This window comes from Cupriavidus sp. 96C5-1, assembly GCF_057798855.1.
Window position 1 is genome coordinate 87,316 of record NZ_JBYOJU010000001.1, and the last position, 25,801, is coordinate 113,116.

General features: G+C 64.8%; 22 protein-coding genes. 14 read left to right on the forward strand and 8 right to left on the reverse strand.

Translation table 11 applies throughout. From position 1 onward, the window contains the following. Nucleotides 1–9 precede the first annotated feature (9 nt). From lspA to AC3FOF_RS00430, 3 genes are all read right to left on the reverse strand, one after another. On the reverse strand, nucleotides 10–549 hold the full coding sequence (lspA, locus tag AC3FOF_RS00420) for a signal peptidase II (RefSeq protein WP_017227127.1): 540 nt from the start codon (nucleotides 547–549) through the stop codon (nucleotides 10–12). Further along, a complete protein-coding gene (ileS, locus tag AC3FOF_RS00425; protein ID WP_017227126.1) occupies nucleotides 549–3,428 on the reverse strand; it encodes an isoleucine--tRNA ligase in 2,880 nt (959 codons plus the stop codon). The genes lspA and ileS overlap by 1 nt, the downstream gene beginning before the upstream one ends. 137 nt (nucleotides 3,429–3,565) lie before the next feature. Beyond that, nucleotides 3,566–4,573, reverse strand: coding sequence for a bifunctional riboflavin kinase/FAD synthetase (locus AC3FOF_RS00430; RefSeq protein WP_017227125.1), 1,008 nt, complete (start codon nucleotides 4,571–4,573; stop codon nucleotides 3,566–3,568). A gap of 153 nt (nucleotides 4,574–4,726) precedes the next feature. Between AC3FOF_RS00430 and AC3FOF_RS00435 the strand changes: the two genes are divergently transcribed. Next, a complete protein-coding gene (locus AC3FOF_RS00435; RefSeq protein ID WP_051078480.1) occupies nucleotides 4,727–6,550 on the forward strand; it encodes a hybrid sensor histidine kinase/response regulator in 1,824 nt (607 codons plus the stop codon). 45 nt (nucleotides 6,551–6,595) lie between these two features. Here AC3FOF_RS00435 and AC3FOF_RS00440 read toward each other — a convergent pair whose 3' ends face one another. After that, nucleotides 6,596–7,255, reverse strand: a complete 660-nt coding sequence (locus AC3FOF_RS00440) for a response regulator (protein ID WP_017227123.1) — start codon at nucleotides 7,253–7,255, stop codon at nucleotides 6,596–6,598. 241 nt (nucleotides 7,256–7,496) lie between these two features. Between AC3FOF_RS00440 and purN the strand changes: the two genes are divergently transcribed. The 6 genes from purN (at nucleotide 7,497) to nadC (ending at nucleotide 15,053) form a co-directional block, all read left to right on the forward strand. Further along, nucleotides 7,497–8,153, forward strand: a complete 657-nt coding sequence (gene purN, locus AC3FOF_RS00445) for a phosphoribosylglycinamide formyltransferase (protein WP_488725500.1) — start codon at nucleotides 7,497–7,499, stop codon at nucleotides 8,151–8,153. Continuing rightward, nucleotides 8,150–9,547: an RsmB/NOP family class I SAM-dependent RNA methyltransferase gene (locus tag AC3FOF_RS00450; protein ID WP_276267136.1), complete on the forward strand. Its 1,398-nt coding sequence runs from the start codon at nucleotides 8,150–8,152 to the stop codon at nucleotides 9,545–9,547. The genes purN and AC3FOF_RS00450 overlap by 4 nt, the downstream gene beginning before the upstream one ends. 313 nt (nucleotides 9,548–9,860) lie before the next feature. Further along, nucleotides 9,861–11,276: a mechanosensitive ion channel family protein gene (locus AC3FOF_RS00455; protein WP_488725501.1), complete on the forward strand. Its 1,416-nt coding sequence runs from the start codon at nucleotides 9,861–9,863 to the stop codon at nucleotides 11,274–11,276. 378 nt (nucleotides 11,277–11,654) lie between these two features. Then, nucleotides 11,655–12,845, forward strand: coding sequence for a DesA family fatty acid desaturase (locus AC3FOF_RS00460; protein ID WP_276267138.1), 1,191 nt, complete (start codon nucleotides 11,655–11,657; stop codon nucleotides 12,843–12,845). Between the two features lie 148 nt (nucleotides 12,846–12,993). Then, nucleotides 12,994–14,145: a quinolinate synthase NadA gene (nadA, locus tag AC3FOF_RS00465; protein WP_276267139.1), complete on the forward strand. Its 1,152-nt coding sequence runs from the start codon at nucleotides 12,994–12,996 to the stop codon at nucleotides 14,143–14,145. A 14-nt stretch (nucleotides 14,146–14,159) separates the two neighbouring features. Continuing rightward, nucleotides 14,160–15,053, forward strand: a complete 894-nt coding sequence (gene nadC, locus AC3FOF_RS00470; protein ID WP_488725502.1) for a carboxylating nicotinate-nucleotide diphosphorylase — start codon at nucleotides 14,160–14,162, stop codon at nucleotides 15,051–15,053. 91 nt (nucleotides 15,054–15,144) lie between these two features. Here nadC and nadB read toward each other — a convergent pair whose 3' ends face one another. The 4 genes from nadB to radC form a co-directional block, all read right to left on the reverse strand. After that, nucleotides 15,145–16,743, reverse strand: a complete 1,599-nt coding sequence (nadB, locus tag AC3FOF_RS00475) for an L-aspartate oxidase (RefSeq protein WP_017227116.1) — start codon at nucleotides 16,741–16,743, stop codon at nucleotides 15,145–15,147. Between the two features lie 250 nt (nucleotides 16,744–16,993). Further along, entirely contained in the window at nucleotides 16,994–17,164 is a 171-nt protein-coding gene (gene rpmG / locus AC3FOF_RS00480; RefSeq protein ID WP_017227115.1) for a 50S ribosomal protein L33, read from the reverse strand. Nucleotides 17,165–17,177: 13 nt separating this feature from the next. Further along, entirely contained in the window at nucleotides 17,178–17,411 is a 234-nt protein-coding gene (gene rpmB, locus AC3FOF_RS00485; protein WP_006575661.1) for a 50S ribosomal protein L28, read from the reverse strand. A gap of 192 nt (nucleotides 17,412–17,603) precedes the next feature. Next, a complete protein-coding gene (radC, locus tag AC3FOF_RS00490; protein WP_017227113.1) occupies nucleotides 17,604–18,278 on the reverse strand; it encodes a RadC family protein in 675 nt (224 codons plus the stop codon). A 90-nt stretch (nucleotides 18,279–18,368) separates the two neighbouring features. Between radC and AC3FOF_RS00495 the strand changes: the two genes are divergently transcribed. From AC3FOF_RS00495 to AC3FOF_RS00525, 7 genes are all read left to right on the forward strand, one after another. Next, on the forward strand, nucleotides 18,369–18,860 hold the full coding sequence (locus tag AC3FOF_RS00495; RefSeq protein ID WP_017227112.1) for an FKBP-type peptidyl-prolyl cis-trans isomerase: 492 nt from the start codon (nucleotides 18,369–18,371) through the stop codon (nucleotides 18,858–18,860). A 49-nt stretch (nucleotides 18,861–18,909) separates the two neighbouring features. Beyond that, nucleotides 18,910–19,872, forward strand: coding sequence for a 4-hydroxy-3-methylbut-2-enyl diphosphate reductase (ispH, locus tag AC3FOF_RS00500; protein ID WP_017227111.1), 963 nt, complete (start codon nucleotides 18,910–18,912; stop codon nucleotides 19,870–19,872). Between the two features lie 808 nt (nucleotides 19,873–20,680). Further along, the gene (locus tag AC3FOF_RS00505) at nucleotides 20,681–21,883 is read left to right on the forward strand and encodes a branched-chain amino acid ABC transporter substrate-binding protein (protein ID WP_017227110.1); all 1,203 of its coding nucleotides are present in this window, start codon (nucleotides 20,681–20,683) and stop codon (nucleotides 21,881–21,883) included. A gap of 203 nt (nucleotides 21,884–22,086) precedes the next feature. Beyond that, complete coding sequence (locus AC3FOF_RS00510) at nucleotides 22,087–23,022, forward strand: branched-chain amino acid ABC transporter permease (protein ID WP_017227109.1); 936 nt, start codon at nucleotides 22,087–22,089, stop codon at nucleotides 23,020–23,022. Between the two features lie 17 nt (nucleotides 23,023–23,039). Then, complete coding sequence (locus tag AC3FOF_RS00515) at nucleotides 23,040–24,197, forward strand: ABC transporter permease subunit (protein ID WP_017227108.1); 1,158 nt, start codon at nucleotides 23,040–23,042, stop codon at nucleotides 24,195–24,197. A 13-nt stretch (nucleotides 24,198–24,210) separates the two neighbouring features. Beyond that, nucleotides 24,211–24,987, forward strand: a complete 777-nt coding sequence (locus AC3FOF_RS00520) for an ABC transporter ATP-binding protein (RefSeq protein WP_017227107.1) — start codon at nucleotides 24,211–24,213, stop codon at nucleotides 24,985–24,987. Nucleotides 24,988–25,002: 15 nt separating this feature from the next. Then, nucleotides 25,003–25,719 carry an ABC transporter ATP-binding protein gene (locus AC3FOF_RS00525; RefSeq protein WP_017227106.1) on the forward strand — a complete coding sequence of 239 codons (717 nt, stop codon included), beginning with the start codon at nucleotides 25,003–25,005 and terminating at the stop codon, nucleotides 25,717–25,719. The last annotated feature ends 82 nt before the right edge of the window (nucleotides 25,720–25,801 follow it).

Genomic DNA, 25,801 nt, shown 5'->3' on the forward strand with positions numbered 1-25,801 from the left:
TGCCCGGTCTCAGTGCTTTCGCACCCGCCGCAATTCGTCCACGATCAGCAGCACCGCGCCCACCGTGATGGCGCAGTCCGCCACGTTGAACGCCGGCCAGTGGTAGTTGCGCACATAGAAGTCGAGGAAATCGACCACATGGCCGTACACCACGCGGTCCACCACATTGCCGATGGCGCCGCCGAGGATCAGCGAGATCGCGAAGCAGAACAGGCGCTGCCCGGTATGGCGGTAGAGCATCCAAACGATGAACAGGCCCACCACCACGCCCAGGCCGGTAAAGAACCAGCGCTGCCAGCCGCCGGCATCGGCCAGGAAGCTGAAGGCGGCCCCCTTGTTATAGACCAGCACCAGGTTGAAGAAGCCGGTCACGGGGCGCGATTCGCCGTAGGCGAAGGTCCTGACGATGACGATCTTGAAGAACTGGTCGAGCACGATCACCAGCAGGGCGAACGCCATCCACAGCAGCGGGGTGGTGTTGCTGCTCTTGGTGCCCTTGCTGCCGGCGCGTTTGGTGCCGCGCGCGGAGCGCGTGGTGGTGGCGGCCATCAGGCGTGGCTCCTGTGTTCACCGGCGCCGAACAGGTTGCTGTCGCAGCGGCCGCAGAGGGTGGGGTGGGCCGGGTCGCGGCCGACGTCGGGACGGTAGTGCCAGCAGCGTTCGCACTTGGCATGCATCGACGGCGTCACGGTGACCAGCAGGTCGCCGCTTTCCGGCGCCGGGGTAACCTTGGCCGCGGAGGTCAGCAGCACGAAGCGCAGGTCGTCGGACAGGCTCTGCAGGGCAGCCAGCACCTGGCCGCCGGCCTGGATGGTGACTTCCGCCTGCAGCGAGGAACCGATCTCGCCGTCCACGCGCACCGCTTCGAGCTGCTTGGTGACTTCGGCGCGGGCTTCGCGAATCACGTGCCACTTCTGCAGCAGGTCGTCGGCCTGGTCGATCGCCGGCACGTCGTAGTAGGTGCTGGTGAAGATGGTGTCGGTGTGCTCGGTGCCATGGCCGAAGATCTGCCAGGCCTCTTCCGCCGTGAACGACAGGAATGGCGCCATCCAGTGCAGCATGGCCTGGGTGATGTGGTATACCGCGTTCTGCGCGGCGCGGCGCGCCTTCGAGTTGGCCGCGGTGGTGTACAGGCGGTCCTTCAGCACGTCGAGGTAGAAGCCGCCCAGGTCTTCCGAGCAGAAGGTCTGCAGCTTGGCGACCACCGGATGGAACTCATAGCCGTCGTAGTGCGACAGGATTTCCTGTTGCAGGCGCCCGGTCAGCGCGACGGCGTAGCGGTCGATTTCCAGCCATTCCGATGCCGGCAACGCATGCTGCGCGTGGTCGTAATCGGACAGGTTGGCCAGCAGGAAGCGCAGCGTATTGCGGATGCGGCGATAGCCTTCCACCACGCGCTTCAGGATCTCGTCGGAGATCGACAGTTCGCCGGAGTAGTCGGTCGAGGCCACCCACAGGCGGATGATCTCGGCGCCCATCTTGTTGGATACGTCCTGCGGCGACACCGTATTGCCGATCGATTTCGACATCTTGCGGCCTTCGCCATCCACCGTGAAGCCGTGCGTCAGCAGTGCCTTGTAGGGCGGCTTGCCGTACAGCATGGACGCGGTCAGCAGCGAGGAATGGAACCAGCCGCGGTGCTGGTCCGAGCCTTCCAGGTACAGGTCCGCCAGGCGGCCATCGGGCAGGTCGGCCGCCGGATCGTACAGGTCTTCGCGGTGGGAGCCGCGGATCACGCTCCAGTGCGTGGTGCCGGAGTCGAACCAGACGTCGAGCGTGTCGCGGTTCTTTTCGTACTGCGCGGCTTCTTCGCCGAGCAGTTCCCTGGGATCGAGCGTCTGCCAGGCCTCGATGCCGTGCTGCTCGACGCGTTTGGCGATCTCCTCCAGCAGCTCAGGCGTGCGCGGGTGCAGCGCACCGGTCTCCTTGTGCAGGAAGAAAGCCATCGGCACGCCCCACTGGCGCTGGCGCGACAGGGTCCAGTCGGGCCGGTTGGCGATCATGTTGTGCAGGCGCTGCTTGCCCCAGGCCGGGTAGAACTCCGTCGCCTCGATGCCGGCCAGCGCGGTTTCGCGCAGGGTCGGGCCGTTGTCGACGGGGTCCACGTCCATGCCCGCGAACCACTGCGAAGTGGCGCGGTAGATGATCGGCGTCTTGTGGCGCCAGCAGTGCATGTAGCTGTGGGTGTACCTGTGCTGGTTGAACAGGTTGCCCGATGCCTCCAGCACTTCGACGATCTTCGGGTTGGCGTCCCAGATCTTTTGTCCGCCGAACAGCGGCAGCGTGCTGGCATAGACGCCGTCGCCCATCACCGGGCTGATGATGTCGTGGTCGCGCATGCCGTGCGCCTTGCACGACTGGAAATCCTCCACGCCGTAGGCCGGCGCCGAGTGCACGATCCCGGTGCCGGTATCGGTGGTGACGTAGTCGCCCAGGTAGACCGGCGACAGGCGGTCATAGCCGGCGTCCATCTTCGACAGCGGGTGGCGGAAGCGGATTTCCGAGAGCGCCGCGCCGGTGGTGGTGGCGAGCACCTTGCCTTCCAGTTCGTAGATCTTGAGCTGTTCCTCGACGCGCTCGGTCGCCAGCAGCAGGAAGCCGCGCGCGGTGTCGACCAGCGCGTATTCGACTTCCGGATGCACATTGAGCGCCTGGTTGGACGGGATGGTCCACGGCGTGGTGGTCCAGATCACGATCCAGCCGGGTTTGGCGGCAAGCTGCTCCGCCGGCAGCTTGAAGGCATGGGCCAGCTTGTCGGTCTCGGCGAAGGGGAAGCCCACGTCGATGGACAGATCGGTCTTGTCCTTGTACTCGACCTCGGCCTCGGCCAGTGCCGAGCCGCAGTCGAAGCACCAGTTCACCGGTTTCAGGCCGCGGAACACAAAGCCCTTTTCCATGATCTTGCCCAGCGCGCGCAGCTCGTCGGCTTCGTTGCTGTGGTTCATGGTCAGGTAGGGGTGCTCCCAGTCGCCGAGCACGCCCAGGCGCTCGAAATCCAGCTTCTGGCGGGCGATCTGCTCGGTGGCGTAGGCGCGCGCGCGCGATTGCACTTCCTGCACCGGCAGGCCCTTGCCGAACTGCTTTTCGATCTGGATCTCGATCGGCATGCCATGGCAGTCCCAGCCCGGCACGTAGACCGCGTCCAGGCCGGTCAGGCCGCGGGCCTTGACGATCATGTCCTTGAGGACCTTGTTGACCGCGTGGCCGATGTGGATGTCGCCGTTGGCGTACGGGGGGCCGTCGTGCAGGACGAATTTCTTGGCGCCCTTGCGTGCTGCTCGGATCTTCTTGTAGAGCTGCTTGTCCTGCCACTGCTTGACCCACAGCGGCTCGCGCTTGGGCAGGTCGCCGCGCATCGGGAAGGGAGTCTCCAGCAGGTTGACCGGATACTTGCTTTTTTCGGGCTTGGCGCGTTTGTCGTTGGACATGTCGATTCTCGGGGCAATTCGGTTGACGCGCGGCACTAGCTCGGCTGGATGCGGGCGCGCGTTATGGCGTGGACTGGCTGCGGGGGGAGCCGCGGGTTGGGGTAGCGACCCGGGTCCCGCTGCGCGGGAACGGGGCGCTAGCTAATTCGGTCGGTGGCGGAGGTGGCGAAGTCGCGGCCGCCCGCGGCCGGGGACGTGCCCTCGGGCGTGCCCGGCACGGTCAGGCCGAAAAAGGCGCGGGCGTCCGCGCTGTCCTTGGCAATGGCCGCGGTCAGCGCATCCAGGCTGTCGAAACGGGCTTCGTCGCGCAGCTTCTTCATGAATTCGACCCGCACCAGCTTGCCGTAGATGCTCTGATTGAAGTCGAACAGGTGGACTTCCAGCAATACCCGGCCGGCATCCTCGATGGTCGGCCGCACGCCGATGCTGGCCACGCCCGGCAGCGCGTGTTCGGCCAGGCCGTGCACCTGCACCACGAAGATGCCATTGACGGCCGGCCGCTTATGCGAGATGCGCAGGTTGATGGTGGGAAAGCCCAGGTCGCGCCCGAGCTTGCGGCCGTGGACCACATGGCCGCTGATGGCATAGCCATGGCCGAGCAGGCGGCGCGCATGTTCGAGGTCGCCGTCGGTCAGCGCCTGGCGCACCGCGGAACTGGAGATGCGCACGCCGCCTTCGGAGACCGAGCCCATCTGTTCCACGTCGAAGCCGTACCGGCCGCCGGCCTGCTGCAGGTAAGCGAAGTCGCCGGCACGTCTGGCGCCAAAGCGGAAATCGTCGCCAACCAGCAGCCAGCGCGTGTGCAGGCCATGCCAGAGCACGTTTTCGACGAAGGCTTGCGGGGACTGCGCGGCGAAGTGCGCGTTGAAATGCTCGACCACGACACGGTCGACACCGTTGCGGCGCAGGCTCTCGAGCTTGTCGCGCAGCAGGGCAATGCGCGTGGGCGCCTTGTCCGGCGTAAAGAATTCGCGCGGATGCGGCTCGAAGGTCATCACGCACAGCGGCAGGCCGCGTGCGTCGGCCGCGGCGCGCGCGCGCGCCAGCAGCGACTGGTGGCCGCGATGCACACCGTCGAAATTGCCGATGGTGAGGGCGCAGGGCGCCCGGCTCTCGGCGTTGGGCAGGCCACGGAAGACTTTCACGAGGACGGCGACAAGCGTTTGGGTAAAGCGAGCATTATAAGGGGAATGGGAGCCAAGATTCGCCCCGCAGCGGCGGGTCACGCCCCCGGGGTGGCGTTTTTGTGCACGGATCGGCCCATTGTCGTGGCGCAGCGCCCCAAAAGGCGGCATGATATGGCAGATCGCCCTTGTTGCCCCAGCCCTCCCTTGAACGCGCTGCTAAACCGAATCCTGCCGCCGCCAGGGCCTCCGCTCGATACCGATACGCGGGCCAAGCTGCTGGCGACCATCCATCGCGTCTCGCCCACCGCCATCGTTGCCTCGCTGGTGCTGCCGGCGTTGACTGCCACGGCGTTCTGGTCCGCCGCCGATCACGCCGCCCTGGTGGGCTGGTGCTGTGTCATGCTGGTGCTTACCGGCGCCTCCGTCTGGTTCTATTTCGGCTATCTGCGCGATTGCACCACGATGAACCGCTCGGCGCATACGCGCAAATGGTGGTCCAGCATGCGCGCGCTGGCCTTCCTGACCGGACTGACCTGGGGCAGTTCCGCGCTGCTGCACCTCTACACGGGGTCCACCGTGTTCTCCAGCGTGCTCTACCTGCTGGCGCTCGGCGTGCTGGCCGGCGGCGTTACCGCGCAGTCCCCGGTGCCATCCAACCTGGTCTACGCCGGCATCCCGATCCTGGTGCCCAATATCCTGCTGGCCGAGTACGCGTTTCCGGGCCATGGCACCTATGTGCAGATGCTATTGGTGGTCTATGCCATCATGCTCACGCGCCATGCCCTGAACCTGCACCGCACGCTGGTGCGGGCCATCCAGCTCGAGAGCGACAGCCGGCGCCTGGCCAAGCAGTTCCAGGAGGAGAAGGAGAGGGCCCTGCACGCGAGCGAGGAGAAATCGCGCTTCCTGGCCGCCGCGAGCCATGACCTGCGCCAGCCCGTCCATGCGCTGGTGATGCTGGTGGAGGCGCTGCGCGCGCGCAACAAGTCGTCTTCCCTGCATCCGCTGGTGGAGCAGGTGGCGGCGGGTACGCAGACCATCGACCTGTTGTTCCGTTCGCTGCTGGACCTGTCCAAGCTCGAGGGCCGCAAGGTGCTGCCGACCCTGGAGCCGTGCGAGCTCGGCCGCCTGATCAGCGAAGTGATGAGCCAGTTCGCGGCCGACGCGCGCGAGAGCGGCCTGACGCTGACGCCGCGCGTGCCCGAGGAGCTGTACGCGATGGCCGAGCCGGTGCTGTTGCGCCGCGCGCTGTTCAATCTGGTGCAGAACGCCCTGCGCTATACGCGGCGCGGCGGCGTGCTGGTGACCGCGCGGGAGCGGCGCAAGCATATCCGCGTGGAGGTGTGGGATACCGGGGCGGGGATTACGCCCGAGCACCTGCCGGATATTTTTTCGCCGTATTACCAGGTGCATAACCCGCAGCGCGATCCGTCCCAGGGACTGGGGCTCGGCCTTGCCATCTTCAAGGAATGCGTACGCCTGATGCGCGGCACCTACGGCGTGCGTTCGGTGCCCGGGCGCGGGTCGGTATTCTGGTTCTCGCTGGCGCCGGTGGCGGCCGAGACGGTGGCCACCATCCGCGCCGTGCGTGCCACCGCCCTGGCGGAAGACGCCAAGCCCGACCACCTGCGCGGCACCGTGCTGGTGGTGGACGACGACACCCAGATCCGCAAGGCCTGGATTGCGCTGATGGAAGCCTGGGGTATCCAGGTGGCCTGCGCCGCCCATGGCGCGGACGCCGACCGGTTGTTCCTGCAGGGACTCAAGCCGGACATCATTTTCTGCGACCTGCGCCTGCCGGGCAGCGAGAATGGACTGGACCTGCTCGAGCGCTGGCAGAACACGCAGCCGCAGGCGCGCAGCGCACTGTTGTCGGGCGATCTGAAATCCGCCGCGCTGGCGGCCGCCGAGGAGGCTGGCTACTTCGTGCTGCCCAAGCCGGTCGATCCGGCGGCGCTGAGGCTGCTGCTCAGGCGCTGGCTGCATCCGGCCTGAGCGGCCACCGGCCGGCGCGAAGGCGCTGGCCGGCCGCGCCCCGCGTTACTGGCGCAGGCGGAAGCGTTCCATGCGCGACATGACCTGCATGCGGGTGCGCACGCCGAGACGCTGCAGGATGGCCGAGACGTGTTCCTTGACCGTGTTTTCCGTCAGGCCCAGGCGGCGCGCGATGACCTTGTTCGGCAAGCCTTCCAGGACCAGTGCCAGCACCGAGCCCTGGCGCGGGGTCAGACCCAGTTCGGCCGGGGTGACCGGAATGCCATGGGCCGGTCCGAACGTCTGCGCACGGCCGCTGAGCGCTTCGTCAGAGGGAAAGGCGGTATCGCCCGCCAGCACCTTGCGGACCGCGGCGGTGAAGGCGTTGGCGTCGAGGTGCTTGCCGACGAAGCCATAGGCGGCGAGCGCGCGGGCGCGGCCCACGATCTCGGGGGTGGCCTCGGCCGACATGAAAATAAAACGCGCGGAGGGTATGAACGTCTTGAGCGCCTGCATGGCGTCAAAGCCCGTGCCATCGGTCAGCCAGATATCCAGCAGCACGATATCGGGCCTGAGCCCTTGCTGAAGGGTGCTCAGCGCCTCTTTGGCGCTGCCGGCGGCGTGAACGGCGATGTCGGGCATCACTTCCGCTAGAAACGCGGTGGTGCCGGACAGGGCCATAGGATGATCATCGACCACCAACAAGGTCGGTGCAGCGTTCGACATGCGATTTCCCGTCTAATTTCCCAGTTCGTCCTTGTTGTCACTTAAAGCCGTCGGAACGGTCTGCGCGTGGACGATAGCAGTCACTCTAGCAGAGCGGGCGGGGCGTCACAATCCATGACACGGGGGTGGACGTTGCGTACAGGCCATGCGAAATGGCGCTGCGGCGAGGGTTTCACGTGTTTTAAGTGCCCAATGTGCTCGCTTTGGCCGTGTACAGGCCCCGCCTTGGTAGAATTGCGCGATGAAAAATATCGTTATCCTGATTTCAGGGCGTGGCTCCAATATGGAAGCCATCGTCAGCGCCTGTGCCGCCGAAGGCTGGCCGGCGCGCGTGGCGGCAGTCCTGTCGAACCGGCCGGACGCCGAGGGTCTTGGATTCGCCGCCGATCATGGCGTGGCCACCGGTGTGGTGGATCATAAACAATATGGCGACCGCGCTACTTTCGATGCCGCGCTGGCCGATGCCATCGACGCGTACGCGCCGGACCTGGTGGTGCTGGCCGGCTTCATGCGTATCCTGACGCCGGCGTTCGTCGAGAAGTACGCCGGACGCATGCTGAATATCCACCCCTCGCTGCTGCCATGCTTTCCGGGCCTGCACACGCACCGGCAGGCCATCGAGGCAGGCGTCAAGATACACGGCGCCAGCGTGCATTTCGTCACGCCGGAGCTCGATCACGGCCCGGTCATCGTCCAGGCCGCGCTCGACGTGCTGCCGGGCGACACGCCCGAGGCCCTGGCTGCGCGCCTGCTGCCAAGCGAACACGTCATCTACCCGCGCGCCGTGCGCTGGTTTGTCGAAGGCCGGCTGCGCGTGCAGGCCGGCGTAGTACGGGTCGAACCGCCCGAATCCCAATTATTTACGGCCTTTGCTGCCGCTACGGAGATGCAGTCATGAGCCGGAATACCGCAGGGGCACGCCAGCCCGTTCGCAACAAGCGCAAGGGCACGCCGATCCGCCAGGCCGCGCGCCCGCAATCCGTCGATGGCCAGGCGCCGGCGCAAGGCCGCGCGCTGCATGGCGGCCTGCATGCAGCCCATATCCAGCACATCGACCGCCTGCTGGGCAAGGTCTTGATGTTCACCCGCCCGAGCGACGTGGTGGTCAGCTATTACTTCCGCGAGAATCCCAAGCTGGGCCACCGCGAGCGCGGCATCATCGCCGAGGCCGTGTTTGCCGTGTTGCGCCGGCGCGTCGAGTTCGCGCAGTTCGCTGCCAGTGGCACCGGTGCCTCGCAGCGCCGTCTGGCGCTGCTCGGACTGGCCGCCACCATGGGGCGCGACGTGCTGACGCCCTTCCTGCATCCGGAAGAGGCGGAATGGCTCGATCGCCTGACCACCATCGAGCGCTCCAGCCTGGCGCCGCGCGTGCGCGCCAACCTGCCCGAGTGGCTGTACGACCAGCTGGCGGCCCGCCACGGCGAAGCTTTCGTCGAGGCCCTCGGTGATGCCTGGCTGCGTCCGGCGCCGCTGGACCTGCGCGCCAACCTTGCCAAGACTTCCCAGGAAGCCGCGCTGGCCGAGCTGACCGCCGCCGGACTGAAGGCGGAGGTGACGCCGATCGCGCCGTCGGGCATTCGCCTGGCCGGCAAGCCGGCGCTGAACCAGCTGCCGTTGTTCGTCAACGGCCTGGTCGAAGTGCAGGACGAAGGCAGCCAGTTGCTGTGCAACCTGGTCGCGCCCAAGCGCGGCGAGATGGTGGTCGATTTCTGCGCGGGCGCGGGCGGCAAGACGCTGGCGCTGGGCGCGCTGATGCGCTCCACCGGCCGTCTTTACGCCTTCGACGTGTCCGAGAAACGCCTCGCCAACCTCAAGCCGCGGCTGGCGCGCAGCGGGCTGTCGAACGTGCATCCGGTGCAGATCGATTCCGAGCATGATGCCAAGATCAAGCGCCTGGCTGGCAAGATCGACCGCGTGCTGGTGGATGCGCCGTGCAGCGGCCTGGGTACGCTGCGGCGCAATCCCGATCTGAAGTGGCGCCAGTCGCCGCAATCGGTGCTGGAGCTGACTGCCAAGCAGGCGGCCATCCTCGAATCCGCAGCGCGCCTGGTCAAGGTGGGCGGCCGTGTGGTCTATGCCACCTGCAGCGTGCTGGAAGCCGAGAACGAAGGCATCGTGCGCGGCTTCCTCGCGGCGCACCCGGCTTTCCGCCTGGTGCCGGCGGCCCAGGTGCTGGCCGAGCAAAAGATCGCGGTGCCCGGCCTGCCCGAGGATGCCGAGATGCTGGCGCTCTATCCGCACCTGCACCAGACCGACGGCTTCTTCGCGGCCGTGCTGGAGCGCGTCAGCTAAAGCGCTGGCTGCATAAGCAACGGGTCAGCCGGAAGCGGCTGGCGCTGCGGATGCCCATCCGTGGTGCCGGCCGGCGGCATGCCCCTTCCGCGGACCACCGCCGGTCCGCGGTGTCCCGGACGGTACCTGCCCGCTTTCCCGGCGTCCGCTGGCCTGCCGCGGCGCCCTGCCTGCCGCCGTATCCCTGTCTCCCTGCCGTCCCCATGTCTTGCCGTCTGTCCATGCCCGATGCCCAGGGGCGGGCAGGGCGGCTAGAATCGGCGGGGCATCTGTTTCGCTGCCTTTGCCGGATCCGTCCGGCCATTTCGGATTCATGACTTCGAACCCCCTGGAAGAACTGCATATGACGACGCATCCCGCCTTCGGCAAGATGCTCGACGATCTGATACGCGATGCCGGCGGCCCAGGATTTATCTGGCAGCTGGCGGTACTGGCCGCCTGCCTGCTGGTGGCGTGGCCGCTGGCGCGGCTGATCGTCAAGCGGCTCGAAATGCGCCATGCGGGGTCCAGCTTCGCGCTGCGCTTCGCTGCCGCCAGCCTCGAGCGCGCCATGTTCCCGCTGTTCGGGTGGCTGCTGGTGATGGCGGCCCGTTTCGGGCTGGAGCCGATGATGTCGATCAGCGTGCTGCGGCTGGCGCTGGTGCCGTTGTTTGGCATTACCTTCCTCTATTTCGCTTTCTATATCCTGCGGCGCGTGCTCTCCGGCAATGGCCAGTTGCACGGCATGCTGCTGCTGGTGGAGAAGGTGCTGACCACCCTGGTCTGGGCGGCGATGGCGCTTTATGTGCTGGGGCTGCTGTGGGACGTGGTGTACTGGATGGACGGTGTGCGCTTCTCGATCGGCGGCAAGCAGAAGATCAGCCTGGCCGATACCCTGGTGGCGGCGGTGTGGATTCTGCTGACCGTGCTGGTGGCCATGTGGTTTGGCTCGTGGCTGGAAGAGCGCCTGATGCGTTCCACCGGCCTCGACAGCAACCTGAAAGTGGTTTTGACCAGGCTTTCGAAGGCTCTGCTGCTGCTCGTCTCCCTGCTGCTGAGCCTGTCCCTGGTCGGCATCGACCTGACGGTGCTGTCCGTGTTCGGCGGCGCGCTGGGCGTGGGCCTCGGCCTGGGCCTGCAAAAGATCGCCAGCAACTATATTTCCGGCTTCATCATCCTGCTCGACCGCTCCGTCAAGCTGGGCGACCAGATCACGGTGGATAAATACACCGGCATCGTGTCGCAGATTCGCACGCGCTACACCGTGGTCCGCAACGGCGACGGCGAGACCCTGGTGCCAAATGAGCAACTGGTGGCGCAGGCCGTGCAGAACCATTCCTTTTCCAATACCAATGTGCGTGTTGCGACGCGCGTGCAGGCCGATTACGCCGCCGACCCCGAGAAAGTGCTGGCACTGCTGGTGGAAGCCGCCAGCGATATTCCGCGCCTGCTGAAGAATCCTGCGCCCTCCGCGTTTCTGGTGCTGTTCGCCGACAATGGCATCGAATATGAGCTGGCGGGCTATATCGCCGATCCCCAGAACGGCAAGCTGGGAGTGCAATCGGCGCTGAACAGGGCTATATGGCGGAAATTCAAGGAGAATGGCATCTCGATTCCGTATCCGCAACGCGAGGTCCGTGTGCTGGGTCCGATTGCGGCGGACGGTGCCGAGGCTCGGCAAAAAGATGACTATGAGACACTTCTACCGGCTGATGCCACGCAGGCCGGCGGTCAAGGCAGCGCCGGTTAGGCCACTTTGCGGAACGATCCCTGTTGCTTAACATCAAACCTGGGGAAAAAGCGGATGTCCCCTTGATGACGTTCCGGTAGAATTGAGCTTAGTTGCGGGTCCGTCCGGCATTGTTTTTCCTGGACGGGTTTGTTCGACCTCCCGCCCCCACACCAGACAGCCGCCAGATTGCAGCGGCTCGTGTCCAGTTCCGCCGACAGGCAGCTTATGCCCACGGCGCCAGACGCGTATGCCTGGGGGCTCCGGCGAGTGCCGGGGTTTCAGGCAGGCGCCATACGACGCAATCATTGAGTTCGCAGTCCTTTTTCTGCACCTTGTTTGCGGCCCGCCCTGTCGTGCCGCGCTGAATGCCCCTGTTTAACCGACGGAGAACACAGTTTGTTCGACACTATTCTTGACTGGGCCGCTAACGGCCTCGCCAACTGGTCCTGGTGGGAGATCGTGATCTACACCCTGGTGGTGACGCACATCACCATCGCGGGCGTCACCATCTACCTGCACCGCTGCATGGCGCACCGGTCGCTGGACCTGCACCCGATTGCCTCGCATTTCTTCCGTGGCTGGCTGTGGCTGACCACCGGCATGGTCACCAAGGAGTGGACCGCGATCCACCGCAAGCACCACGCCAAGTGCGAGACCGAAGAGGATCCCCACAGCCCGCAGACCCGCGGCATCCGCAAGGTGCTGCTGGAAGGCGCGGAGCTGTATCGCGCCGAGTCCAAGAACAAGGAAACCATGGCCAAGTTCGGCCATGGCACGCCCAATGACTGGGTCGAGCGCAATGTCTATTCGCGCTTCGGCTGGCAGGGCGTCGGCCTGATGCTGATCATCGACGTCGCCCTGTTCGGCGTGATCGGCCTGACCGTGTGGGCGGTGCAGATGCTGTGGATCCCGATCCATGCCGCCGGCATCATCAATGGCCTGGGTCACTGGTGGGGGTATCGCAACTACGATTGCGAGGACGCTTCGACCAATGTCTCGCCGTGGGGCATCATCATCGGTGGCGAAGAACTGCACAACAACCACCACACCTATCCCACCTCGGCCAAGTTCTCGATCAAGTGGTACGAGTTCGATATCGGCTGGGGCTATATCCGGGCGATGCAGGCGGTCGGCCTGGCCAAGGTCAAGAAGACCCCGCCCAAGGCACGCCTGGTGGAGGCCCGTCCGGTCGACCACAACACGCTGGAAGCCATCATTGCCAATCGCTACGACGTGATGGCCCGCTATGCCAAGGCGGTCAAGAGCGCCTACAAGCAGGAACTGGAAAAGCTGAAGGAAGCCCGCGGGGCGGAATACAGCAGCTTCAAGCCTGCCCGCAAGTGGTTCCACCGCGAGGAAACCAAGCTGGCCGATCCGCAGCGCCAGCAACTGGCCAGCATCGTGGAACAGAACCAGTCGCTGCACACCTTTGTGGAAATGCGCCGCGAGCTGGCCGCGATCTGGGGCCGCTCCAACCTGACGCGTGAACAACTGCTGCAGCAGCTGCAGGCCTGGTGCCATCGCGCCGAGGCCAGCGGCATCCAGGCCCTGCATGATTTCTCGCTGCGCCTGCGCCGCTATGCCTGACGCGGGCTGATGCCTGATCCGGCGTGGCCTGATACAATTTAGCTCGCCCGAAAGCCCCGCCCCTGGCGGGGCTTTTGTTTTCGCTAAACTCCCCCAATGCAAGGGCCTGCAGCGAGACCAAGGCGCGCGGCCAAGAGGAGTATCGGAGATGACCCCACAAACGATCAAGTCCGTCGAGTTCGAGAAACCGAACCTCTTGACGGAGTCACCCGCGGGCGGCAGTTGCGTCGCCCACGCCTGGGCCAAGGTGCCCCCCGTGCTGTCGGCGCAGGAGCGCACGGCGCTGAAGGAACGTATCAAGGCCCTGCTCAAAGAGCGCAATGCGGTGCTGGTGGCACACTATTACGTCGATGCCGACCTGCAGGACCTGGCCGAGGAAACCGGCGGCTGCGTGTCGGATTCGCTCGAGATGGCGCGCTTCGGCCGCGACCATCCCGCCAAGACGCTGGTGGTGGCCGGCGTGCGCTTCATGGGCGAGACCGCCAAGATTCTGAGTCCGGAAAAGACGGTGCTGATGCCCGACCTCGACGCGACCTGTTCGCTCGACCTGGGCTGCCCGGCCGACGAATTCGCCGCCTTCTGCGATGCGCACCCCGATCGCACGGTGGTGGTCTACGCCAATACCAGCGCCGCCGTGAAGGCGCGCGCCGACTGGATGGTGACCTCCAGCATCGGCCTGAAAATCGTCGAGCACCTGCACGCGCGCGGCGAGAAGATCCTGTGGGCCCCGGACAAGCACCTGGGCAGCTATATCCAGAAGCAGACCGGCGCCGATATGCTGCTGTGGCAAGGCTCCTGCCTGGTGCATGACGAGTTCAAGGGCATCGAGCTGGACCTGCTGCGCCGCGAGTTTCCCAAGGCCAAGATCCTTGTGCATCCGGAGTCTCCGGCCAATGTGGTGGAGCAGGCGGATGTGGTCGGTTCCACCTCGCAGCTGATCGCGGCGGCCCAGCAGCTGGACGCCACCGAATTCATCGTGGCGACCGACAACGGCATCCTGCACAAGATGCGCATGGCCGCGCCGGGCAAGCATTTCATTGAAGCGCCGACTGCGGGCAACAGCGCCACGTGCAAGAGTTGCGCGCACTGCCCGTGGATGGCGATGAACGCGCTGACCAACCTGGCCGAGGTGCTGGAGAATGGCCGCAACGAGATCCACGTCGATGCCGGCATCGGCCGCCAGGCCGTGACCTGTATCGACCGCATGCTCGATTTTGCCGCGCAGCAGAAAGCCAATGTACGGCCGAAGGCCGATCTGGCCAGCGAGCAGGCATTGTTCAAGGGCATCGGTCCGGCATGAGCATCCCTCCAAACATGACTTCAACCGTAACTTCAGCCGTGGTTTCAAGCGTGAATCCTGTTTTCGATAGCTATGGCCCGGCGCTTGCCGAAGCGTTGCAAGCCAATGTGCGTGCGGCCATCGCGGAAGACGTCGGCAGCGGCGACCTGACCGGCCTGCTGGTACCCGCCGGCAAGCCGGCGCGGGCGCGCGTGATCGTGCGCGAGCAGGCGGTGCTGTGCGGCCAGCCCTGGTTCGAGGCCTGCATGCGCGCGGTGGATCCCGCGCTGCAGGTGTGCTGGCAGCAGGCCGAAGGGGCGCGCATGGCGCCGGACTCGGTGGTGTGCGAGATCACCGGCCCGGCACGCTCGCTGCTGACCGCCGAACGGCCTTCGCTGAACTTCCTGCAGCTGCTGTCCGGCGTGGCCACCGCTACGCGGCGCTATGCCGACCTGGTCGAGGGTACCAGCGCGCGCGTGCTCGATACCCGCAAGACCCTGCCCGGGCTTCGGCTGGCGCAGAAATACGCGGTCAGGATCGGCGGCGGCGACAACCAGCGCCTGGCGCTGTACGACGGCATCCTGATCAAGGAGAACCACATCGCCGCGGCAGGCAGCATCACGGCCGCCATGCAGGCAGCGGCGGCGCTTGACGCCGGCGTGTCGGTGCAGGTTGAAGTGGAAAGCCTGGCCGAGCTGGAAGAGGCACTGGCGGCCGGGGCGAAATCGATCCTGATCGACAACTTTACCGAGGCGATGATGCGCGATGCGGTACGCATCAATGCCGGGCGAGCCTTGCTGGAAGTCTCCGGCGGGGTCAACTCCGACACCATCCGCACGTTCGCGGAAACCGGCGTGGACCGGATCTCGGTGGGCGCGCTGACCAAGGATGTGCGGGCCACGGACTATTCGTTGCGCATCCTGGCCTAGCGCGACGAGCGTTGCGCTCCGTTCTCACCCTCTCCCCTGATGGGAAGAGGGGAGAAAAGCATATCCTTGGTGCTTCTCCCCATGCCCCTGGTTACTTTCTCCGCTCGCGCTTGAGGAGCGGCTGCATCACGGTCGGCAGCGCCTTGGGCAGCGTCTCCGGATAATCACGGCTGAAGTGCAGGCCCCGGCTTTCGTGCCGCGAATACGCGCTATCGACGATCAACGACGCCACTTCCACCAGGTTGCGCAACTCCAGCAGGTCACGCGTGACGCGGAAGTTGGCGTAATACTCGGCGATCTCTTCGCGCAGCAGGCTGATGCGGTGCTGTGCGCGTTCAAGGCGCTTGCTGGTACGCACAATGCCGACGTAATTCCACATCATGCGGCGCAGTTCGTCCCAGTTGTGCGACACCACCACTTCTTCGTCGGCATCGGCCACCCGGCTTTCATCCCAGGCGGGCAGGGCGATATCCGGTTGCCCCGCCTTGTCCTGCGAGGCGATATCGATGGCCGCCGCGCGCCCGATCACCATGCATTCGAGCAGTGAATTGGAGGCCAGGCGATTGGCGCCGTGCAGGCCGGTGCAGGCGGTCTCGCCCACGGCGTAGAGATTAGCCAGGTCGGTGCGGCCCAAAGTGTCGGTCACCACGCCGCCGCAGGTGTAGTGCGCGGCCGGCACCACGGGAATCGGTTCGCGCGCGATATCGATGCCGAGTTCCAGGCAGCGCGCGTGGATGGTCGGGAAGTGCTCGCGCAGGAAGGACTCGGGCTGGTGGCTGATGTCCAGGTGCACATAGTCCAGGCCGCGCTTCTTCATTTCGAAGTCGATGGCGCGCGCCACCACGTCGCGCGGGGCCAGTTCGGCGCGCGCGTCGTGTTCCGGCATGAAGCGGGTACCGTCGGGCAGCTTCAGCAGGCCACCTTCGCCCCGCACCGCTTCCGAGATCAGGAAGGACTTGGCGTAGGGGTGGTACAGGCATGTCGGGTGGAACTGGATGAATTCCATGTTCGCCACCCGGCAGCCCGCACGCCAGGCCATGGCGATGCCGTCGCCGGTGGCCGTGTCGGGGTTGGTGGTGTAGAGATAGACCTTGCCCGCGCCGCCCGTGGCCAGCACCGTGTGCGTGGCGGTGATGGTCTGCACTTCGCCGCTGGCGTCATTCAGCACATACAGCCCATAGCAGCGGTTGCCCGGCAACCCCAGCTTGCGCGAAGTGATCAGGTCCACCGCGAAGTGGTCTTCAATGATGGTGATGTTGGGATGCTGGCGCGCCTGCTCGGTGAGCGTGGACACGACGGCATGGCCGGTTGCGTCGGCGGCATGGATGATGCGCCGGCGGCTGTGGCCGCCTTCGCGGGTCAGGTGGTAACCCAGTTCGGCCTGGTCGTCACGCGTGAACGGCACGCCGCGGTCGATCAGCCACTGGATCGCTTCGCGCCCGTGCTCGACGATATAGCGTGTCGCACTGTCGTCGCACAGACCCGCGCCCGCCACCAGGGTGTCCTGGTGGTGCTCGTCATGACTGTCGCCCGAGTCCAGCACGGCGGCGATGCCGCCCTGTGCCCAGTCGCTGGCGCCTTGCGTCATGGCCCGTTTGCAAATGATGACAACCCGATGGGTGTCGGCCAGTTGCAGCGCGACCGTCAGACCGGCCAGTCCGCTGCCGACAATGGCGACATCGAAGTTCATGGTGCGAGAGACGCGCGCGGCGCGCGGTCGGGAGGCAGGAAAGCTGGAAAGTGTACACCGACCGCACCGCTGCGTGGGTGTGCGCATGTGCCGGGGAGAGGCGGGTGCGCAACGCGGCGGCGTTTTGCGGCGCTCAGTGCATATGGTGGCGCACAGATGGCGCAGAGCCGGCCCGGAAAAAGCAAAAACCCCGCGGATGCGGGGTTTTCACAGACATGCCGCGCGATCGGCATGCGGAAGACAGGATCAATTACTTGATCTTGGTTTCCTTGTACGACACATGCTTGCGGACGACGGGATCGAACTTCATGATCTCCATCTTTTCCGGCATCGTGCGCTTGTTCTTGGTGGTCGTGTAGAAGTGACCCGTACCTGCAGTCGACTCCAACTTGATTTTATCGCGTCCGCCCTTGCTGGCCATGATGTGCTCCTAATTAGACTTCGCCGCGTGCGCGCAGGTCTGCGAGCACGGAGTCGATGCCTTTCTTGTCGATCAGGCGCAGGCCGGCGTTCGAGACGCGCAGGCTCACCCAGCGGTTTTCCGATTCAACAAAGAAACGACGATTCTGCAGGTTGGGCAGAAAACGGCGCTTGGTCTTGTTGTTTGCGTGGGAAACGTTGTTGCCGACCATCGGCGCTTTCCCGGTCACTTGACAGACGCGTGCCATGAAGCACTCCTAAATCTTCTATTCGTGGACAATGTTCGCAACAGATCAACAAAAGGCGCGCTGGCCCGGACTGCAGCGGTTAAGACTTCAGCAAAACGAGCATTATAGACCGGAAAGCGTCGGCAAATCAATGCCTTCCGCACTTTGCCGTGCAGGTGCGGCCCATCCGTGCCGTTCGCGCCACACCTGGCTTCATAGCTGGCCATGTTCCGCAAAGGAGTGGACATGGCTGCCCGCCACGATGAAGTGATCCAGCACCTGGACGTCGATCAAGGCCAGGGAACGCGCCAGCGCGCGCGTCATGGCGAGATCGGCCGCACTGGGTGCGGCGTGTCCCGACGGGTGGTTGTGTGCGACGATCACGCCGGCGGCATTATGAAACAGTGCCTGTCGCGCCACTTCGCGAGGGTATACGCTGGTTTGCGTCAGGGTACCACGGAACAGTTCCTCGCTGGCCAGCAGCCGGTTGCGCGCATCGAGGAACAGGCACAGGAAGACTTCATGCTGACGCTGTGCCAGCGTCAGGCGCAGGTAGTCGCGCACAGCGGTGGGCGAATCGAGCCCGTCGGGCAACGACAGCCGCTCGGCCAGCGCCCGCCGCGTGAGTTCCTGCGCCGCCTGGAAATGGGCGTACTTGGCGGCGCCCATGCCCTTGACGCGGGCCACTTGCTCCTGGCTGGCGGAAAAGAGGGCGCTGAGGGTGCCAAAGTCGTTCAGTAGTTCGCGTGCGAGATCAACCGCACTTTTTCCGGCCATGCCCACGCGCAGGAACACGGCGAGCAGTTCGGCATCCGAGAGCGCGGCGGCGCCGCCCAGCAGCAACTTTTCGCGCGGCCGCTCGTTGCTGGGCCAGTCGGTAATGCGCATGACACGATCCCCCCCGAACAATGGGACCGCGGACAAGGCGGCGCGCGGTCGAGTCGCTTACAATACGGGTTGTTGACAGGTTGAGCATCCATGAATTTGCAAACTTTTGCGTCAGGCCCGAAGGACGGCGCCGCGGACGGTCGCAAGACCGTACTGGCGGACTCGTTCCTGACCCTGCACTACAGCATTTCCCTCGAGAACGGCACTGAGATCGTCAGCACGTTCGAAGAAAAGCCCGCTACGCTGCTGCTGGGGCAGGGCCAGTTCGCGCCCACCCTGGAGCAGGCGCTGCTGGGCATGCCCGAGGGCGAGCGCATGACCTACCGGCTGGCGCCGGAGCACGCCTTCGGCCCGCGCAACCCCGAGTTGCTGCAACGGGTTTCGCTGGCGACGCTGCGCGAGAACAGCTCTTTCGAAGAGGACTACGCCCCGGGCGACCTGGTCGAGTTCAACGCGCCAGGCGGCGGTAAGTATGCAGGAGTGCTCAAGGAGATCGGCGCGACTTCGGCGCTGTTCGATTTCAACCACCCGCTGGCCGGACAGACCATCCTGTTCGATGTCCAACTGATCGGCATTCTCTGAGCAGACCACCGCCCGGCCAGTCGCCGGCACCCTTGAATCGAATCCTTGCATGTCTGAACCCACCACTGCCCCCGATGCCGAGATCCTGATGGCGCAGCCGCGCGGCTTCTGCGCCGGCGTGGATCGCGCCATCGAGATCGTCGAGCGCGCCCTTGAACGCTTTGGGGCGCCTATCTACGTGCGCCACGAGATTGTCCACAATGCCTATGTGGTGGCCGACCTGCGGCGCAAGGGCGCAGTCTTCGTGGACGAACTCGAAGAAGTGCCGCCGGGCTCCACCGTGATCTTCAGCGCGCATGGCGTCTCCAAGGAGGTGCGTGCCGATGCCACCGCGCGTGGCCTTAATGTCTTCGACGCGACTTGCCCGCTCGTGACCAAGGTGCACGTGGAAGTCGGGAAGATGCGTGCCGAGGGATGCGAGATCATCATGATCGGCCACAAGGGGCACCCCGAGGTCGAGGGCACGATGGGTCAGGCCGAAGGCGGCATCCTGCTGGTCGAGTCCGTCGCCGATGTGGCCAGGCTGCGGGTGAGCGATCCCGCGCGTCTGGCGTTCGTGACCCAGACCACGCTCTCCGTCGACGAGACGCTCGAGATCGTGCAGGCGCTCAAGGCGCAATTCCCGCTGATCCGCGAGCCCAAGAAGCAGGACATCTGCTACGCCACGCAGAACCGCCAGGATGCCGTGAAGTTCATGGCGCCCCAGGTGGAGGTGGTGATCGTGGTGGGCAGCCCGAACAGCTCGAACTCCAATCGCCTGCGAGAACTCGCGGAGCGGCTGGGCGTGCCGGCCTATATGGTCGACGCCCCCGAGCAGTTGCGTCCGGAATGGATTGCCGGCAAGCGCCGTATCGGCCTGACCGCGGGTGCGTCCGCACCGGAAGCGCTGGCCCAGTCCATTGTCGAGCGCCTGCATCTCCTGGGTGCACGCAACGTGCGGGCGCTGGATGGCATCGAGGAAAAAATGTCGTTCCCGCTGCCGCGCGGCCTGCAGCAGGTGACCTCCGCCTGATTCCCCGACGGCATGCCGGGCGGCCCCTGGGAGGGGCGCCGGCATGCCGGCGGTGTTCGCCCGCCCCCGTCCTTCCTTCCTTTCCCCTGAGCGGCATCCCTCCCGCCGGCTTCCGTGGCCGCGTTGTGTGCCAACGCCGATCCCCGGCACACAGCTTCGCCTCCTGGCCAAGTGCTCGCGCCGGGTGCTAATCCGCTCCCTTTCTGTCGTGCCGCCGCTGCGTTTCGCCGATCCACCCTTGCGTGGGGACCGGAAATGCATTGCCCAATCTTGGTGCATTCCATTGTGCCGCGTAAACTCTTATTTCCTTTCGGTGGCACCAATTTATCGCATCGATATATCGCCTGATAATGCACAGCGCCGGTGCTGAAGTCCGTATGCCTATCTGCAAGACAATACAATTTAGGGAAATCCCTATAATTGGGGATTTCCCTATTATGGTGCTGGCGGGTGTGTGTGCTCTATTTGAATGCGGCGGTTCATATTAAATGAAACACCTATTTAATACGGGCCCGCCGGGAGTGACGAAAACGCTGCAAAGGCGGCCTGTGGTGTGAGGTAGGCACGATTCTTGTTAGTATCAACAGCTCCCCGCCTTATAGACGGGAATTGCCCCAATGTCGGCATTGGGGAAATTCCCTAGCTCATTTGGCGGGTTAATCCTTCAGGTTGTTGCGTCGCGTATTGCATCCGTATAAAAAGGGAATACAATTCGCGCGTTTCAAATTGAAACTAAACAATGGCGGTTCAGGGAAACGTCCGGGGGGCGTTGGTTTACCCTGATCATGTGAATCCTAGGAGATCACTCATGCAAATCACGTTTGCCAAGATTCTGCCGATCGCGGCTGCAGTGGCGCTGGTTACTGCTTGCGGCAAGAAGGAAGAAAAGCCGGCCGAAACGGCAGCGTCGGCTCCTGCCGCGGCCATGGCCCCGGCAGGCGGCGGTGAAGTCGTAGTCAAGATTGGCCATGCGGCACCGCTCACCGGCGGTATCGCCCACCTTGGCAAGGACAACGAAAACGGCGCCCGCCTGGCCGTGGAAGAAGTCAACAAGACCGGCCTGGAGATCGGCGGCAAGAAGATCAAGCTCGAGCTGGTCGGCGAAGACGACGCAGGCGACCCGAAGACGGGCACCGCCGTGGCGCAGAAGCTGGTGGACGAGAAGGTCGTGGCCGTGGTTGGCCACCTGAACTCAGGCGTATCGATCCCGGCCTCCAAGATCTACAGCGATGCGGGCATCGTGCAGATCTCGCCGTCGTCGACCAATCCCGACTACACCAAGCAGGGTTTCAAGACCACCTTCCGCGTGGTGGCTACCGATGCCCAGCAGGGTCCGGCACTGGCCAACTACGCGTCCAAGAGCCTGCATGCCAAGACCGTGGCCATCGTCGACGATGCCACCGCCTACGGCAAGGGCCTGGCCGACGAGTTCGAGAAGACCGCCAAGGCGTCCGGCGTGAACGTGGTGGCCCGCGAAGCCACCAACGACAAGGCCACCGACTTCAAGGCCATCCTGACCAAGATCAAGGGCAAGAAACCCGACGTGATCATGTACGGCGGCATGGATGCCACTGGCGGTCCGTTCGCCAAGCAGGCCAAGGAGCTGGGCATCCCCGCCAAGATCGTGGGCGGCGACGGCGTGTGTACCGACAAGGTGGCCGAACTGGCTGGCGACGCCGTGTCCAACATCATCTGCTCGGAGGCCGGTCTGGCCCTGTCGAAGATGGAGCAGGGCGCGGATTTCGACAAGCGCTACCAGGCTCGCTTCAATACGCCGGTGCAGATCTACGCACCGTTTACCTATGACGCCGTGATGGTCATCGTCGACGCCATGAAACGCGCCAACTCGACCGATGCCGCTGCGATCCTGGCCGAGATGCCCAAGACGAACTACAAGGGCCTGATCGGCAACATCGCCTTCGACGAGAAGGGCGACATGAAGGAAGGCACCATCACCCTTTACGAATACAAGGACAAGAAGAAGACCGTACTTGACGTCGTGAAGATGTAAACCGGGCTTACCGGCCCATCCGAACGGCACCGTGAGTACCTTGCGGTGCCGTTTTTTTAGCCTTGCCATACGTACGGCATCCTTACCAAGGGTGGAGTAGGCGGGCCGCTTACCAGCAAACGACCACACTACCAAACCACTCATATATCACCGTCCGACCGGCATCCACACTATGGAGGTTCGGACGGAAGCAAGGAGTTTTCATGGATATCCTTATCCAGCAGATCGTGAACGGTCTGGTGCTCGGCAGCATCTATGCGCTGATCGCACTTGGCTACACCATGGTCTACGGCATTCTCGGGATCATCAACTTCGCCCACGGCGACGTGCTGATGATCGGCGCCCTGACCGCCCTGTCAGCCATTCTTGGGTTGCAGAAATTTTTCCCCGGGTTGCCCGAGTGGCTCACGCTGGTGATCGCGACCCTGATCGCCATGCCGGTCTGCGCCGTGCTGGCCTACACCATCGAGCGGGTGGCATACCGGCCGTTGCGCAACGCGCCCCGGCTGGCCCCGCTGATTACCGCCATCGGCGTTTCCATCATCCTGCAGACACTTGCCATGATGATCTGGTCGCGCAACCCGCTGACCTTCCCGCAACTGCTGCCGTCCAGCCCGATCGATATCGGCTCGACCGGCGCGACCATCACGGGCAAGGAAATCGTCATCATCGGCATGGCGCTGATGGTGATGTCGGGCCTGCTGCTCCTGGTCAACCGCACCAAGCTCGGCCGCGCCATGCGCGCCACCGCCGAGAACCAGAAGGTGGCGGGCCTGATGGGCGTGAACCCGAACTTCGTGATCTCCGCCACCTTCATGATCGGCGCCACGCTGGCTGCGCTGGCCGGCGTGATGATGGCCACCAACTACGGCAATGCCCACTTCTACATGGGCTTCATCCCTGGCCTGAAGGCGTTCACCGCCGCAGTGCTGGGCGGCATCGGCAATCTCGCCGGCGCCATGGTCGGCGGCATGCTGCTGGGCCTGATCGAAGCGCTGGGAGCCGGCTATATCGGTGACCTCACCGGTGGGGTGTTCGGCTCCAACTATCAGGACGTGTTCGCCTTCATCGTGCTGATCATCGTCCTCGTCTTCCGTCCGTCCGGCATCATGGGCGAGCGGGTTTCCGAACGCGCCTAAGCCCAAGGAGAGAATCCATGAATACCCCGATTCCATCCACGGCGCAGACAGCGCCGGTGACCAAAACGCCGGCCAAGACCATGGCCGCGCTGCTCGGCTTCCTGGTGATCGCCCTGTGCGCGCCGTTCCTCGTGCAGACGCTGGGCGGCAACTACTGGGTGCGCGTGCTCGACTTTGCGCTGATCTACATCATGCTGGCGCTTGGCCTGAACATCGTGGTGGGCTTCGCCGGCCTGCTCGACCTGGGCTACATCGCCTTCTATGCCGTCGGCGCCTACATGATGGCCTTGCTGGGTTCGCCTCACCTGGCTAACCAGTTCGAGTGGATCCACCAGCTCTTTCCGCATGGCCTGCACGTCTCCATGTGGTTCGTGCTACCGCTGGCGGTGATGGTGGCGGCAACCTTCGGCGTGCTGCTCGGCGCGCCAACGCTCAAGCTGCGCGGCGACTACCTCGCCATCGTGACGCTGGGCTTCGGCGAGATCATCCGCATCTTCCTGAACAACCTCGACCGCCCGCTCAACATCACCAATGGCCCGAAGGGGATTACCGCGGTGGACCCGGTCCACATCTTCGGCTTCGATTTCTCCAAGTCGCACGAGATCTTCGGCCTGAAGTTCACGCCGGTGTTCATGTACTACTACCTGCTGGTGGTGCTGGTGATGGCCATTGTGTTCATCTGCCTGCGGCTGCAGAACTCGCGGATCGGACGCGCCTTCGTGGCCATCCGCGAAGATGAGATCGCCGCCAAGGCGATGGGCATCAATACCCGCAACATCAAGCTGCTGGCGTTCGCCATGGGCGCCTCGTTCGGGGGGGCGTCGGGCGCGGTGTTCGGCGCCTTCCAGGGTTTCGTCTCGCCTGAATCGTTCGTGCTGTGGGAGTCCATCTATATCCTGGCCATCGTGGTGCTGGGCGGCATGGGCCATATCCCGGGCGTGATCCTGGGCGGGATCCTGCTGGTCGGCTTCCAGGAACTGCTGCGCGCGGTGGCGGAGCCGGCGCAGAACATGCTCTTCGGCCACACCATCGTCGACGCCGAAGTGCTGCGCCAGTTGCTGTTCGGCCTGGCGCTGGTTGGCGTGATGCTGTATCGCCCGGCGGGCCTGTGGCCGTCGCCGCGCAAGGAAGACCGGCCGGTGGTGCGCCGCCCGGGCAGCGTTGGCCGTTTCTGACCAGGAGGACACTATGAGCAACGAGAACATCCTCCTGTCGGTACAGGGGGTCAACAAGCGATTCGGCGGCCTGCAGGCATTGTCGGAGGTGGGCCTGCAGATCAAGCCGGGCGAGATCTACGGCCTGATCGGTCCCAACGGGGCCGGCAAGACCACGTTCTTCAACGTGATCACCGGCCTGTACACGCCGGACTCCGGCGAGTTCGTGCTTGGTGGCACGCCCTACCGGCCGACCGCCGTGCACGAGGTGGCCAAGGCCGGTATTGCCCGGACCTTCCAGAACATCCGCCTGTTCGGCGACATGACCGCGTTGGAAAACGTGATGGTGGGGCGCCATGTTCGCACCAAGGCGGGCCTGCTCGGGGCGGTATTCCGTCCGCGCTCGGTGCGGCGCGAGGAAGAGTCGGTGGAAGACTGGGCGCACGACCTGCTCGAGTACGTGGGCATCGCCAAGTATGCCCATTTCACCTCGCGCAATCTTTCCTACGGCCACCAGCGCCGCCTGGAAATCGCACGGGCGCTCGCCACTGAGCCCAAGCTGCTGGCGCTGGATGAACCCGCCGCCGGCATGAACGCCACCGAGAAGGTGGAGTTGCGCGGCCTGCTCGACAAGATCCGCAGCGACGGCAAGACCATCCTGCTGATCGAGCACGACGTGAAGCTGGTGATGGGCCTGTGCAACCGCCTGACCGTGCTCGATTACGGCAAGGTCATCGCGCAAGGCCTGCCGCATGAAGTCCAGAGCAACCCAGCGGTGATCGAGGCTTACCTCGGTACCCCGGCGCACTGACGGGGGAAAGAGACCATGAAAGACACAGTACTGAAGATTTCCGGCCTGAAGGTCGCCTACGGCGGCATCCAGGCGGTCAAGGGCGTCGACCTCGAGATCAAGGACGGCGAACTGGTGACGCTGATCGGCGCCAACGGCGCCGGCAAGACCACCACCATGAAGGCCATTACCGGCCTGCAGGGCTGGGCCGGCGGCGACGTGGAGTACATGGGCAAATCCATCAAGGGTGTGCCCAGCTACACGCTGCTCAAGCAGGGCCTGGCGATGGTGCCGGAAGGGCGCGGCGTGTTCGCGCGCATGACCATCACCGAGAACCTGCAGATGGGTGCCTACACGCGCACCGACGAGGCCGGCATCAAGTCGGACATCGACCGCATGTTCGGCATCTTCCCGCGCCTGAAGGAGCGCGCCAACCAGTTGGCGGGCACCATGTCGGGCGGCGAACAGCAGATGCTGGCCATGGCGCGCGCGCTGATGAGCCAGCCCAAGCTGCTGCTGCTGGACGAGCCGTCGATGGGCCTGTCACCGATCATGGTCGCGAAGATCTTCGAGGTGGTGCGCGACGTTTCCGCGATGGGCGTGACCGTGCTGCTGGTGGAGCAGAACGCGCGGCTGGCGCTGCAGGCCGCGCACCGCGGCTATGTGATGGAGTCGGGCCTCGTCACCATGAGCGGCGACGCCAAGCAGATGCTGGACGATCCGAAGGTGAGGGCGGCTTACCTGGGCGAGTGAGATCGCCTGGGCAAGATCGCCGAAACGCCGGCCGAGGCCGCCGGATCGGCCAAGACCATCTGCCATGACGACGGCTGTCGCT